The following is a 13,187-nucleotide window of genomic DNA, read 5'->3' on the forward strand; positions in this document are numbered from 1 at the left end:
TCAACATCCCCTTGTCCTTCGAGGCGTTTTAAAAACACAAAAAGTTCTCTCGTATCCACATAGATAGAGAGAACTTTTATTTATTACAAAAGGTTATGAATCAGTTTCTGTTTATCAATTCGGATTTGCAATAGCACTTACCATCCATTCGGCAAAAGGATAAGTATTCACTCCTCCGGAATTGATTGAAGAATACGTCCAGGCATCCCAACTGTTTGGAGTCAACTGCCGTAAATTGGCCATATACGGGGAATAATCAAATAATTCAGGAACATTTTTTCCATCCTCTCCCAGATAGTATGAGCAATACCCCTCATACCAGCCACCTTCCCAGTAGTCGCCGGAATCGGTCGATACATATCCATCTCCCGAATCGTCACCGCTCAAAACAATGACTCCATCCACAAAATCCGACGCATTATACGTCACGGATGTGGTTCCATTCTTTATCGAGAAACGACCGTCACCATTGGCATCATAACCAAAACCACGGATAGATGGGCTGTCTACACCACTAAATCCGGGACCTACCAACACAAAGAAACGAGGGTCCGCTTTAGCTATCGCCAATATCATCTGATGTCCGGTAGACTCGTCGCTCGCTTTCCAACGATATCCCCAACTCAGCAAATGAACATTATCCTGCACTGGACTTTCCCAATCATCACCGCTAATCCATTGAACGGCCAACGCTGACCGGCATTCACCTTCTCCCGTCCAGAACTGGATATCGTCCATAGACTTCACTGCCGAATAAGCCACATATACATTCACCATAACAGAAGCGGAAGCTTCATCCTTATCTGTATAAGCCGCGAACTTCACTTCATAGGCACCCGTCTTTTCCGGAGCAAAAATATACGTTAGCTCAGTTGATATCTTTTCACCATTCAATGTCCACTCATAACGGGCATTTTCACCATTTTCAACTTTCGCCTCCAGAGTGAGAGATTTTCCAAGTACGACGTCCTGTTTGTCACCATTGACAATAGATACGGACAACGGCAAAGCATTGTCATCGGAATCATCGTCACTACAAGATACCAGTCCGGCCATAAGGACCAGGCATGATAATAAATAAACAAGTCTCTTTTTCATTCTTATTTAAAGTTAGAAGTGAAGAATGTCCCGGCCGGATATCTTGTACAGTCGGAATAAGTAGCCTTAAATGTGGGTGCGGCACCACTAAAATCAAAAATGCTAATCTGATTAGTACTTACTCCGTCTCCGTACCCTTTTATTGTATTGAGGTAAACTCCCTCCGTCACAGGATCAACGGCAACCGTATTATAAACGATATTAGCGTTTTCCACCATCTCTTTAGCATCTACCATCAACTTAGTTTCATTAGTGCTAAAAATATGACGATAAATTTTCGTAGCAAGACCGCTCATGTACAATGTATCACCCTTAGCTGTTATACTGGGCGCGGCCGCAAACGAAGCCGACAACGTTTTCGTAGCATCAGCATTGGCCGACAAATCGTTCTCTTTTATAATAGAATAATCCTTGGCGCTAACTTTAGCAATCTTACCGGATGATACCGATACCCAAATATTATTGTCCGACGACTTTAACACACCTGAGATATTAGCATCAAACTCAACCGTTGCCGATACCTCCTCTTTTCCGGCTTCTATCACAAGAAGATTTTTGCTTTGAGAAGCAAATACTTTTCCTTCAACAACCGCCATCGTATTTTTTCTGGCACTTTTCGTACCTTCGATAAGTGTGGCTTCTCCGGTAGAAGGATGAAACAACTTGATTCCCGCATTATCGCGCAGATAAATATTATCATCACCCAATACAGCTACATGCGTAGGCCAGCTTACCTTGCCTTTCAAGTCATCGCCATAGGCAACTTCCAGCTTTAATGTTTCCGCATTAACAATCGTCAGGAAACCACCTTCGTTGCCCCCATTCTGAGAGACAATATACATTTTATTGTTAGCAATAAACAAATCCTGAGGAACACTTCCTAACCACGCTCCATTATTTTCTTTCTGGAAAGCCATCTCCGTAAGTTCTCCTTCAGGATTTATAAATATCAGAGAGCCGCCTTTATCTCCTCTCAGAGATGCTCCTTCGTTCAGGATAAAGGTTCCGTATTTATACTTTCCATATACATTGACAGTCACTTTGGCTGAAGCCTCGCCCTGCCCGGCACTCGAGACAATCAACTGAACGTCATAACTTCCAAGTTCTGTAGAAGTAAAATCATAAGTAGAAGCTGTAGAAACATCCTTCCCATTCAACTTCCAGACATATTCCACTTCTGTACTTCCTTCGACCTCTGCTTTCAGACTAAGTGTACCTCCCTGCACAACCTCCTGCGTCTCACCGCCTTCTATCAAAACCGACAGCAGCGGCAATGGCTCATCATCATCACTACAAGACACCAGTCCTACTGCGAGGACCAAACACGACAAAAAATAAATAATGTTCTTCTTCATTGTTACTGTATATAAAATTAAAAATTAGGGATTAAAATTCAAACATCAACGAGCACAACACATTGCGCAAAGGCATCGGATAGTATTGTGTCGATTCATAATAAGTATTCAGAATGTTATCCACACGCACCTGAGAAGTAATCTGCCTGCCATTCTTCAGCTTCCACAGATAGCCCGCCAACAAGTTATGAATCGTATAGGGACGAGTGGAATAGGACTCATCGGTCGTAACATAGCGCTTACCTATATAAGTAGTCTGCCACGAGCAGAAAGCATTTTTATAATCAAAGGCCAGGCGCGCATTCCATTTCAGTTCGGGTACATAGGGAATCTGCCTCATATAAGAGTTATCATCTTCATGCTGCTTCTTTCGCGTGCGCGAACGCGCCCAACTGAAATTGCCGGAAAGTGTAGTTTTGAAATCACCGAAACTCAGTAGCATCTTGCCCGTAAACTCCGCCCCCGTAGAAAGCACATTACGTTTGTTCTGAGGCGTCCATATCCACTGGTTACCATCTTTGGGAAGCCATAGAATCCAGTTGTCGATATGCATCAGATAACCGGATACTTCGGCATTCAGCGTCATCCAGGAAGTCAGGTCATTCCTATAACCAATGGCTGCATCATAAGAATAACCGTCTTCGGGCTTCACGTCAGGATTACCACCGGGACGCCAATAAAGATCGTTCATGCTGGGAAAGCGGTAATTGTATGACATGCTTCCTTTTACGTAGAAAGTCTTTTCAAAGAAATTGGTGGCAAAACCTGCCGACCAGGTAGAAACATTCCGGCTATTGTTCTGTTCGAACATATACTGGGCATGCAATTGCAACCATGACAGCGGAGTCCAATTTGCTGAAGCTTGCCACGACAACACATTACGATGATGTTTCAGCGGCGGCTCGGCTACCGGTATACTATAATAAGTGCCGTCTATCAGATACTTTGCCGAATCCACATCGATATAACTGCTCACATTGACCAAATCGTGCGTATAGGTAAGCGTAGTATTCAGCACCAACTCGTCAATAGGTGCGCACGAATAGTCAGCAACCCCCTGCCAGGTATGTGAAGAGTTGATATTCCCTTCCGGATCAAACAATCCGCCGTCAAACCATTTATCGTACTTCAGGCGATAATAGAGCCATGCGCCCTTTACGTGCAATTTGTGTATGCCACGCACGTAGTCGAAGCCCATATATCCGCGAACATTCGTCTCATGTTGCCGCTCATGTGTCCTTCCCACAATGCCCAACGGCTGGGGCAACATACGCTTTCCTTGTTGCAACCAGCCGATAGCGACAAGTTGTGCATACCGGTTCAGTTTGAAATAACCTTCCTGCATGGCTCCCCATTGTGAATAGTCAGCATCCTGACGCTTCTCTTTGAAAGGCTCGTTAGTGAGCACCTTATTTATATAAGTATAGTCATTATCGGAATGCTGATAAAATAAACGCGTTTTTGAAACAACACGCCTGCCGCCTGCATTAATCTGCGCTCCTCCGGTATAAGTGTTATAAGAACCATACTCACCGAAGAACTTTCCTGAGAGCCCCTTGCCCCACTCCGGATCATTGAATATGTTTACGCTCCCCCCCACAGCACCGGTACCACTCTTCACGTGGCTACTCCCATAGTAAAGGTTCACATTGTCGGCAAAAAAGACAGGAAATTGCGAAAAGTCGAATACTCCGGACATAGGAGGCGTGATGTTGATTCCGTTCCAGTTGACCCGTGTTTGCGCAGCGCTCCCTCCACGAAAAGAGGCCGTGGACAATGCTCCCGTACCAAGGCTTTTGATGTAGGTAGCAGAATTATCAGTCAGTAATTCGGAGAATGAACGCGTTTTATTGATTTGCAGCATTTCAGGGTCAATGCGCGCCACCTTTGCACCGGCATTCGCTTCGTTGGCATGATTTATGCGGCGAGCTACAATCTCCACCTCGTCGAGATTCAGACGAAATGCAACCGTATCCTTCTTCTGGGCTACGACATCGGTAGCCAGCAAACAAAGAGAGGCAGTCATCAAGAGAAATAGATTTCTCATATACATAGATTATTGTACTTCAACAGATTCAGGAAAATAGACTTGACTGGGATAGACACCCACACGGTAACTTTCAATATTTCCGCTCTCTTTATAATGGCGGATATAACCCCGCTGTGCCGAGTAATCCAGGCAATCGCAGATGTAAACTTCACCTTGCGGACTTACACCGCAACCATACATCATGTCCACTCCCGGCACATGACGGTGTAACCTGAAAGTACCGTTATCCGTATTCAGTGTATAGATACTTTGTTGTGAATCGTTCGGCCGTCCCGGTTTACAGGTTCGCACACTAAAGTAAATCAGCGTTTTAGCAGCATCCATATCCGTACGATTGTAACTGACAGTTCCGACAACATCTCCCTCTTTGGCCTCATTCTTGTCGACAAAAGGAAGCCGATAAGTAGTTATCACCTTTTCCGTCTCAGGATCAATACATTTCAGCAGAACGGCAGTGAGTTTGCTTTTATCCCGCTCGTTCATCAAAGCCCATATCCTGCCATTCTTATCTTTTAGCATTTTACAGGTTTTGGTGGTTTCTTCATTATAAACGTCTTCTATCATGCGGCTGCCTTCCTGGGTTATATTGTCCAAGTCGAACACATAAAGCCCTTTCGCTGTCATGCCAAACAGTTTATTGTCTGCCACTTCCATATATTCCACCCATTTCCTGATAACAATATACTCTAATGGAGTGCCGTAAGGTGGCACGGTACGGATTCGCACCAACTGACTGGGCAAGTCAGTGCCGGACACATTGTTACTCAAAAGATCGGAAACGATAGCTGTGGTATCCGATACGGACACTATCTGACGTGGCAGCCCAGCCTGTGTATAGAGTATCGTACCTTCGGATTTGAATGTTTGGGAGTCTACGATCTCTATTTTCTTAGAGTTGTTCAAAGCCACGAAGTACTTCCCGTTAATCATCGTAATGGATTGTGCCACATCTCCCAACGGACGGTTGTTCACAACACGGAAAACGTCGGGACTCACCATTCCATTACGATATAACACGGATATGGCTCCCATATTGGTACCTATTCGTCCTTCGTTCAACACAATCGCTTCAATATTACCTTCGCCTACTCCGGCAGGGAAATCATCTTCATACTCACAGCCGGATAATGAAAGCATCAACACTGCACAAAACAGTCCCAAAACACGTTTTTTCTGCATACGCAATTTTATTTTCCATTATGTCCCGAGGAGTAAAGTCCGAGCAGCAGTCACATCTCATACCTACAACTGTATGAGCTGAAAACGATGTTAATCTCCTACGTTTCTTTATCCCCGAAACCGTAGATTACAGACTTTGCAGGCAGGTCTTCTGACTCGCTTCCTTTCCGGAAGTCCTTCCCATCCATTACGGACAGTGGACAACTGTAGAATTTATCCGGAAAGTTTAATGAAGCTTACAGCAGTGGGTCTGTTCAGGATTTACACCTGATTCCCTTTTCACCTCGTTCGATAAGATATATCGCGAAGCACCCGAAAGCCGGATTCTTGAATCCGGGGACAAATATAGAGATTATTAATCATACGAAACAAGGATATTCCTAAAAAAGCAAAACGAACTTTATGAACTCTTTAACCGGGGGTGCCTGCAAACTATTCTCATGCTTGCAAGAAACTAATCCCGGCACTGCAAGGAACTAATATTTTTCTTGCATCTAATTTTTTATACAACAATTATACAAGTTTACTACAACAACTGTTGTAAGAAACTTCTATAATTATTGTAGGAAACTTTCACAGATATTGTATGAATAATAAGATGCAAGAAAAATATTAGTTCCTTGCATGTTTAAGATTAGTTCATCGCATGCTGAGGATTAGTTAGTTGCAACGCCATAAATCCTCTTCCGGACATCCTCCTCATTTTCAAGAAGGAGAATTTCGAAATCCACAAAAAAAGAAGAAAAAACATTTGTCTGTTCCGAAGAAAAGAGGTACTTTTGTGCCCGATTATTCCGCACCGGGTTCGACAAAGCGTTTTCTAAGTGATTAGAGACCACCCGACGGAGCTAACTTATACATTATATATAAGAAATGTACGCAATTGTAGAAATCAACGGTCAGCAATTTAAAGCAGAAGCTGGCAAGAAACTGTTTGTACACCACATTCAGAATGCAGAAAATGGTACAACAGTAGAATTTGACAAGGTTCTTTTGGTAGACAAAGATGGCGCAATCACTGTAGGTGTTCCTACTGTAGAAGGTGCAAAAGTAGTTTGCCAGATTGTATCAAGCATGGTAAAGGGTGACAAAGTTCTTGTTTTCCACAAGAAAAGAAGAAAAGGTCATCGTAAGTTGAACGGTCACCGTCAGCAATTCACAGAGTTAACAATTACAGAAGTAGTAGCTTAATCAATTTAAAACAGTAAGAAGAAATGGCACATAAAAAAGGTGTCGGTAGTTCTAAGAACGGCCGCGAATCACAGAGCAAGAGATTAGGCGTTAAGATATTTGGTGGCGAAGTTTGCAAAGCAGGCAACATCATCATTCGTCAAAGAGGTACTGAATTCCACCCGGGCAATAACATGGGCATGGGTAGAGACCACACTCTTTTCGCTTTAGTAGACGGAACTGTACAGTTCAAAGTAACCAAGGGTGACAGACGCTATGTATCTGTAATCCCTGCTGAAACTACAGAAGCATAAGTTTCGGAACAAGAAATAAAGAAGAGGGATGTGATCCGTATGGATTACATCCCTCTTCTTTTTGTGCGAAACATCGCACATTATTTGTTTTTTATTTATCTTTGCACACTCATATAGAAGAGAAACATCAAAAACAAGTATCAAGATATGCTTACCATTAAACAAATTACAGAAAACACCGACGCGGTGATCCGCGGACTGGAGAAAAAGCATTTCAAAAATGCTAAAGAGACAATAGACCAGGTAATTGCCTTCAACGACAAAAGACGTAGTACACAGTCTGTATTAGATAATAACCTCTCTGAAGTGAACTCAATCTCCAAATCCGTCGGGCAACTGATGAAAGAAGGAAAGAAAGAGGAAGCCGAAGTGGCCAAGAGTCGTGTAGCCGAGCTGAAGGAAACCAACAAGACGTTGCAGGCCGAAATGGACCAGGCTGCCGAAGATATGCAGAACCTGCTCTATACCATTCCGAATGTACCTTATGATGAAGTGCCCGAAGGTGTAGGTGCCGAAGACAATGTAGTTGAGAAAATGGGAGGCATGGAAACTGAGCTTCCCAAAGATGCATTGCCTCACTGGGAATTAACAAAGAAATATGATTTGATTGATTTCGACTTAGGCGTAAAGATTACAGGAGCCGGATTCCCAGTTTATAAAGGAAAAGGCGCACAGCTGCAACGCGCTCTGATTAATTTCTTCCTGGACGAAGCCCGTAAATCGGGGTATCTGGAAATCATGCCACCGACAGTGGTAAATGCTGCTTCCGGTTACGGAACAGGCCAGTTACCTGATAAAGAAGGTCAGATGTATCACTGCGAAGTAGACGATTTATATCTTATCCCGACAGCTGAAGTACCAGTTACGAACATCTACCGCGATGTAATTCTGGAAGAGAAGCAACTTCCCATCAAGAATTGCGCATATACACAATGTTTCCGTCGTGAAGCAGGTTCTTATGGTAAGGATGTACGCGGTTTGAACCGTTTGCACGAGTTCTCTAAAGTAGAACTCGTTCGCATTGACAAGCCGGAACACTCTAAACAATCTCACAAGGAGATGCTGGACCACGTGGAAGGTTTGTTGCAAAAACTGGAATTACCCTATCGTATTCTTCGCCTCTGTGGTGGTGATATGAGTTTTACAGCTGCGCTTTGTTTCGACTTCGAGGTATATTCCGAAGCACAGAAACGCTGGCTGGAAGTAAGCTCCGTATCCAACTTCGACACATATCAGGCCAACCGCCTGAAATGCCGCTATCGCAGTGGAGAAAAGAAAACTGAACTCTGCCATACCCTGAATGGTTCTGCCCTGGCATTGCCGCGCATCGTTGCCGCTCTGCTGGAAAACAATCAGACACCGGAAGGTATCCGCATCCCGAAAGCATTGGTGCCGTATACGGGATTTGAGATGATTGACTAATCTTCAATGTTATATAATTACATTATGTAAATATAATATATACACTTATAATATACTACTAAAATGTACTTATCCGGAAAACATTGTATCATAAAAGTACTCTGATGCAATGCTTTCCAAAGGCTGAAAGCCTTGCATCATATAGCCCGGGGCACCGCCCCGGGTTTCTTCATACCTATACTTACGTCCTGAAAGGGCAAAACCAAACTACTATGTCACAATCCCTAAATAAAATCTACACACACATCATCTTTTCTACTAAAAACCGTGAAGATATACTTCCCTTAACAAATTTAGACAACATACACCGATATATAGAAGGAATAATCAATCGAAACCTCTGTAAAAGCATTATTGTAGGTGGTACAGCCAATCATATACATATACTTTGTGAATTAGCAAGTACCGTGTCTATTGCCATGCTGTTACAAGAGATTAAAAGAAGTTCTTCCAAATGGATTAAAAATGAATATCCGAAACTTCAGTATTTTGCTTGGCAAAACGGCTATGCAGCATTCTCAGTCAGCCAATCAAAAGTAGCTGCAGTAACACACTATATTTGTAAACAGCAGGAACATCATCAAAAGAAAAGTTTTAGAGAAGAGTTGATTGACTTTCTTAAAAGTTATCATGTAGAATATAATGAAGAGTATTTATGGACATAGGTTATCCTCGCTCCATCACCCGCTTATGCCCTTACAGGGCGTAAGATAGTGATACACCCCATTACCCAGGGCACTGCCCTGGGCTATAAGATAAAAGGCTTCCAGCCTTTTAAACTACACTCCAAAAGTTTTTTGTCTAACTTTTGAGGTACAGGTCACTTTGACCTCTACCCGTATCTTTTTTACCCATAACTTTCTTTGTTTTTCCCAAATAACCCGTATCTTTGCAAACCGTAACAATCTGAAAGTAATTACGTAATTATACCAACAAAATTATAAGATAATGAACAAAATCATTAGCAAAGAACATTTTTCTGAAAAGGTTTTTAAATTGGAGATTGAGGCACCTTTGATTGCCCGTTCACGCAAGGCAGGACACTTCGTCATTGTACGTGTAGGCGAGAAAGGCGAACGTATGCCGCTGACAATTGCCGGGGCAGACACTGTGCGCGGTACTATCACTTTGGTAGTACAGGAAGTAGGCCTCTCCTCTACCCGCCTTTGCGAACTGAATGAAGGCGACTACATCACCGATGTAGTGGGCCCGTTGGGACAAGCTACTCACATTGAGAACTTCGGAACGGTGGTCTGCGCAGGTGGCGGCGTAGGTGTAGCCCCCATGCTTCCTATCGTACAAGCATTGAAAGCTGCCGGGAACCGCGTTATTGCCGTGCTTGCCGGACGCAGCAAAGAACTGATTATCCTTGAAAAAGAAATGCGCGAAAGTGCAGACGAGGTCATCATTATGACCGATGACGGCTCTTACGGACGAAAAGGATTGGTTACAGAAGGGGTAGAAGAAGTTATCAAACGGGAGAAAGTGGACAAGTGCTTTGCCATCGGCCCTGCTATCATGATGAAATTTGTTTGTTTGCTGACTAAGAAATATAACATCCCGACAGACGTTTCACTGAACACTATTATGGTGGACGGTACCGGTATGTGCGGTGCCTGCCGCATCACTATCGGCGGAAAAACCAAGTTTGTCTGTGTAGATGGGCCGGAGTTTGACGGCCATCAGGTAGACTTTGACGAGATGCTGAAACGTATGGGTGCTTTCAAAAGCATCGAACGCGAAGAAATGCACAAGCTCGAAGAAGGAGAATCCTGCAAAGCCATGCCGGAAGCCACAGAGATAGTGGATGAGAAAAGCCGCAATGCTGCATGGCGTTTGGAACTTCGCAAAGCCATGAAGCCGAAAGAACGCACGGCTATTCCACGCGTTGAAATGAACGAGCTCGATGCGGAATACCGCTCACATAGCCGCAAGGAAGAAGTGAACCAGGGACTGACAGAAGAACAAGCATTGACAGAAGCAAAACGCTGTCTGGACTGTGCCAACCCAGGCTGTATGGAAGGTTGCCCCGTAGGTATCGATATCCCCCGCTTCATCAAGAACATAGAACGCGGAGAAATTCTTGAAGCTGCCAAGACGCTGAAAGAAACCAGTGCCTTGCCTGCTGTTTGCGGCCGTGTATGTCCGCAAGAGAAGCAGTGCGAAGCTAAATGTATCCACTTGAAAATGAAGGAACAGCCAGTAGCTATCGGTTATCTGGAACGCTTCGCTGCCGACTATGAGCGCGAAAGCGGACAAATCTCTGTTCCGGAAATCAAGGAAAAGAACGGCATCAAGATTGCTGTCATTGGTTCTGGCCCCGCCGGACTTTCCTTTGCAGGAGATATGGCGAAATATGGTTATGAAGTTACTGTTTTCGAGGCCCTGCATGAAATCGGTGGTGTATTGAAATACGGTATTCCCGAATTCCGTCTACCAAACAAAGTAGTAGATGTAGAGATTGATAACCTCGCCAAGATGGGGGTTAACTTTGTAAAAGACTGTATCATCGGTAAGACTATCAGTGTGGAACAGTTGGAAGAAGAAGGTTTCAAAGGAGTATTCGTTGCATCCGGTGCCGGATTACCTAACTTTATGAATATTCCGGGAGAAAACTCCATTAATATTCTGTCATCCAATGAATACCTGACGCGTGTCAACCTGATGGATGCAGCGAGCGAAGACTCTGACACACCAGTACCATTCGGAAAAAATGTAGCTGTCATTGGCGGTGGAAACACAGCGATGGACTCGGTACGCACCGCACGCCGTCTGGGTGCCGAACGTGCCATAATCATCTATCGTCGTTCCGAAGAAGAAATGCCCGCACGTATCGAAGAGGTAAAACATGCCAAAGAAGAAGGCGTTGAATTCCTCACACTGCATAATCCAATAGAATACATCGCCGACGAACAAGGAAAGGTAAAACAAGTCATTCTACAAAAGATGGAGCTTGGTGAACCGGACGCTTCCGGACGTCGTAGCCCTGTCCCCATTCCGGGAGCAACAGAAACGATTGATATCGACCTGGCTATCGTCAGCGTAGGCGTATCTCCCAATCCTATTGTACCCTCATCTATTCCGGGTCTGGAAATGGGACGCAAGGGCACGATTGCCGTGAACGAGAATATGCAATCGTCCATCCCAACCATTTACGCCGGTGGTGACATTGTTCGTGGTGGTGCTACCGTTATTCTTGCTATGGGCGACGGACGAAAGGCTGCTGCTGCCATGAATGAACAGTTGAAGAAATAATAATATTCTCTAATAAGAAGAAGCCCCGTTTGCATGATGCAAACGGGGCTTCTTCTTATTGGTATTTTGCAAAGGACTGATTACTTCACCACCTTGTTCGTTGCCGGATCGGGGAAAATCACCGACGGTTTGAACAACTTGGCTTCTTCAAAGTCCATCAAGGCATACGACATAATAATGATGATATCGTCCGGCTGCACCTTACGGGCTGCCGCACCGTTCAGACAAATCTTACCCGAACCACGTTCACCTTTAATAATGTAAGTTTCAAAACGCTCGCCATTATTGTTGTCGGCAATGTATACTTTTTCACCGGCAATCATATTGGCCGCATCCAACAAATCCTCGTCAATCGTAATGCTCCCCATATAATTGAGGTTAGCTTCCGTGACGCGGGCACAATGGATTTTCGACTTCAGCACTTCAATCATCATAAGGCCTGATCTCTCTTTTTAGGTTTATTACTCTTTATATTTAACATTGTCAATCAGCCGGACTTCACCACAGAATACCGTGATGCAACCTACGGCATATGCCGTTTCTTCCCAATTGGCAATTCTCTGCAACGTGTTGCCGTCCACCAGTTCGAAATATTCCAGACGCAGACCGGGAGCAGCTGCAATGGCATCTTCCACAAACTTCTGAGTCTCAGCAACCGTGTGAGAGGCTGCAAAGGTACGACTTTCAAATAATGTTTGCGAGATTTTTAAAGCATTTTTGCGTTCTCCGGCAGATAAACGTGCGTTACGACTACTCAGAGCCAACCCATCTTCCTCACGTACAATGGGGCATCCCACTATTTCCAACGGATAATTCATCTGACGAACCATCTCACGGATAATAGCCAACTGCTGGAAATCTTTTTCTCCGAAATAAGCACGGTCCGGTTTCACAGCATCAAACAGTTTGCTCACAATCTGGCAGACACCATTAAAATGTCCCGGACGGAAAGCCCCCTCCATCACTGTATCCAATGGTGCATAGCTAAACTGGCGTGTATCAGGTTCAGGATACATCTCCGCAACCGAAGGGGCGAACACAAAGGCCGCACCGCATGCTTCCAACAAAGCACAATCGGCTTCCAATGTACGGGGATATTTCTCTAAATCGTTCTTGTCGTTGAACTGTGTCGGGTTTACAAAAACACTCACTACCGCAGCGCCATTCTCTGCAACACAACGCTTCACCAATGACGCATGACCGGCATGCAAGGCGCCCATTGTAGGCACTAATCCTACCTTTTTACCTTGGGCCCGTAAAGCCGACAGTCCGGCCTGCAAGTCCTTGATAGTATGTACTATTTTCATCTTTATAGGTTATATAATAACTTAGTTGTTCGCAAAA

General features: G+C 44.3%; 11 protein-coding genes and 1 riboswitch. Of the genes, 5 read left to right on the forward strand and 6 right to left on the reverse strand.

Going from position 1 to position 13,187, the window contains the following annotated elements; all coding sequences use genetic code 11:
- Positions 1-114: 114 nt before the first annotated feature.
- Genes HMPREF9447_RS07550 through HMPREF9447_RS07565 form a run of 4 tightly spaced genes read right to left on the reverse strand, consistent with a single transcriptional unit; the run spans position 115 to position 5,682 of the window.
- Positions 115-1,098 (reverse strand): PKD-like domain-containing protein, encoded by a 984-nt coding sequence (locus HMPREF9447_RS07550; RefSeq protein ID WP_009129111.1) that lies wholly within the window; start codon positions 1,096-1,098, stop codon positions 115-117.
- A gap of 2 nt (positions 1,099-1,100) precedes the next feature.
- A complete protein-coding gene (locus HMPREF9447_RS07555; protein ID WP_009129112.1) occupies positions 1,101-2,453 on the reverse strand; it encodes a DUF5074 domain-containing protein in 1,353 nt (450 codons plus the stop codon).
- Between the two features lie 31 nt (positions 2,454-2,484).
- The gene (locus HMPREF9447_RS07560) at positions 2,485-4,500 is read right to left on the reverse strand and encodes a TonB-dependent receptor plug domain-containing protein (RefSeq protein WP_009129113.1); all 2,016 of its coding nucleotides are present in this window, start codon (positions 4,498-4,500) and stop codon (positions 2,485-2,487) included.
- A 9-nt stretch (positions 4,501-4,509) separates the two neighbouring features.
- Positions 4,510-5,682 (reverse strand): DUF5074 domain-containing protein, encoded by a 1,173-nt coding sequence (locus HMPREF9447_RS07565; RefSeq protein WP_009129114.1) that lies wholly within the window; start codon positions 5,680-5,682, stop codon positions 4,510-4,512.
- A 123-nt stretch (positions 5,683-5,805) separates the two neighbouring features.
- Positions 5,806-6,013: riboswitch (cobalamin riboswitch) on the reverse strand.
- 542 nt (positions 6,014-6,555) lie between these two features.
- Between HMPREF9447_RS07565 and rplU the strand changes: the two genes are divergently transcribed.
- The 5 genes from rplU (at position 6,556) to HMPREF9447_RS07590 (ending at position 11,843) form a co-directional block, all read left to right on the forward strand.
- Positions 6,556-6,873, forward strand: a complete 318-nt coding sequence (rplU, locus tag HMPREF9447_RS07570; protein ID WP_009129115.1) for a 50S ribosomal protein L21 — start codon at positions 6,556-6,558, stop codon at positions 6,871-6,873.
- 23 nt (positions 6,874-6,896) lie between these two features.
- Complete coding sequence (rpmA, locus tag HMPREF9447_RS07575; RefSeq protein ID WP_009129116.1) at positions 6,897-7,166, forward strand: 50S ribosomal protein L27; 270 nt, start codon at positions 6,897-6,899, stop codon at positions 7,164-7,166.
- Between the two features lie 147 nt (positions 7,167-7,313).
- Positions 7,314-8,588, forward strand: coding sequence for a serine--tRNA ligase (gene serS, locus HMPREF9447_RS07580; protein WP_009129117.1), 1,275 nt, complete (start codon positions 7,314-7,316; stop codon positions 8,586-8,588).
- Between the two features lie 212 nt (positions 8,589-8,800).
- On the forward strand, positions 8,801-9,253 hold the full coding sequence (gene tnpA, locus HMPREF9447_RS07585) for an IS200/IS605 family transposase (RefSeq protein ID WP_044137836.1): 453 nt from the start codon (positions 8,801-8,803) through the stop codon (positions 9,251-9,253).
- A gap of 283 nt (positions 9,254-9,536) precedes the next feature.
- Positions 9,537-11,843, forward strand: coding sequence for a bifunctional dihydroorotate dehydrogenase B NAD binding subunit/NADPH-dependent glutamate synthase (locus HMPREF9447_RS07590; RefSeq protein WP_009129119.1), 2,307 nt, complete (start codon positions 9,537-9,539; stop codon positions 11,841-11,843).
- Positions 11,844-11,923: 80 nt separating this feature from the next.
- Here the strand turns inward: HMPREF9447_RS07590 and panD are convergent, their stop codons facing one another.
- Positions 11,924-12,277 carry an aspartate 1-decarboxylase gene (panD, locus tag HMPREF9447_RS07595; protein ID WP_009129120.1) on the reverse strand — a complete coding sequence of 118 codons (354 nt, stop codon included), beginning with the start codon at positions 12,275-12,277 and terminating at the stop codon, positions 11,924-11,926.
- Between the two features lie 27 nt (positions 12,278-12,304).
- Positions 12,305-13,150 (reverse strand): pantoate--beta-alanine ligase, encoded by an 846-nt coding sequence (gene panC, locus HMPREF9447_RS07600; RefSeq protein ID WP_009129121.1) that lies wholly within the window; start codon positions 13,148-13,150, stop codon positions 12,305-12,307.
- Positions 13,151-13,187: the final 37 nt, after the last annotated feature.

The organism is Bacteroides oleiciplenus YIT 12058 (assembly GCF_000315485.1).
Classification (GTDB): Bacteria; Bacteroidota; Bacteroidia; order Bacteroidales; family Bacteroidaceae; genus Bacteroides; species Bacteroides oleiciplenus.

Coding starts and splice junctions, on each gene's coding strand:
- HMPREF9447_RS07560 (WP_009129113.1), bottom strand. CDS start 4,500: ATGAGAAATCTATTTCTCTTGATGACTGCCTCTCTTTGTTTGCTGGCT.
- rpmA (WP_009129116.1), top strand. CDS start 6,897: ATGGCACATAAAAAAGGTGTCGGTAGTTCTAAGAACGGCCGCGAATCA.
- HMPREF9447_RS07590 (WP_009129119.1), top strand. CDS start 9,537: ATGAACAAAATCATTAGCAAAGAACATTTTTCTGAAAAGGTTTTTAAA.
- panC (WP_009129121.1), bottom strand. CDS start 13,150: ATGAAAATAGTACATACTATCAAGGACTTGCAGGCCGGACTGTCGGCT.
- rplU (WP_009129115.1), top strand. CDS start 6,556: ATGTACGCAATTGTAGAAATCAACGGTCAGCAATTTAAAGCAGAAGCT.
- panD (WP_009129120.1), bottom strand. CDS start 12,277: ATGATGATTGAAGTGCTGAAGTCGAAAATCCATTGTGCCCGCGTCACG.
- HMPREF9447_RS07565 (WP_009129114.1), bottom strand. CDS start 5,682: ATGCAGAAAAAACGTGTTTTGGGACTGTTTTGTGCAGTGTTGATGCTT.
- HMPREF9447_RS07550 (WP_009129111.1), bottom strand. CDS start 1,098: ATGAAAAAGAGACTTGTTTATTTATTATCATGCCTGGTCCTTATGGCC.
- tnpA (WP_044137836.1), top strand. CDS start 8,801: ATGTCACAATCCCTAAATAAAATCTACACACACATCATCTTTTCTACT.
- serS (WP_009129117.1), top strand. CDS start 7,314: ATGCTTACCATTAAACAAATTACAGAAAACACCGACGCGGTGATCCGC.
- HMPREF9447_RS07555 (WP_009129112.1), bottom strand. CDS start 2,453: ATGAAGAAGAACATTATTTATTTTTTGTCGTGTTTGGTCCTCGCAGTA.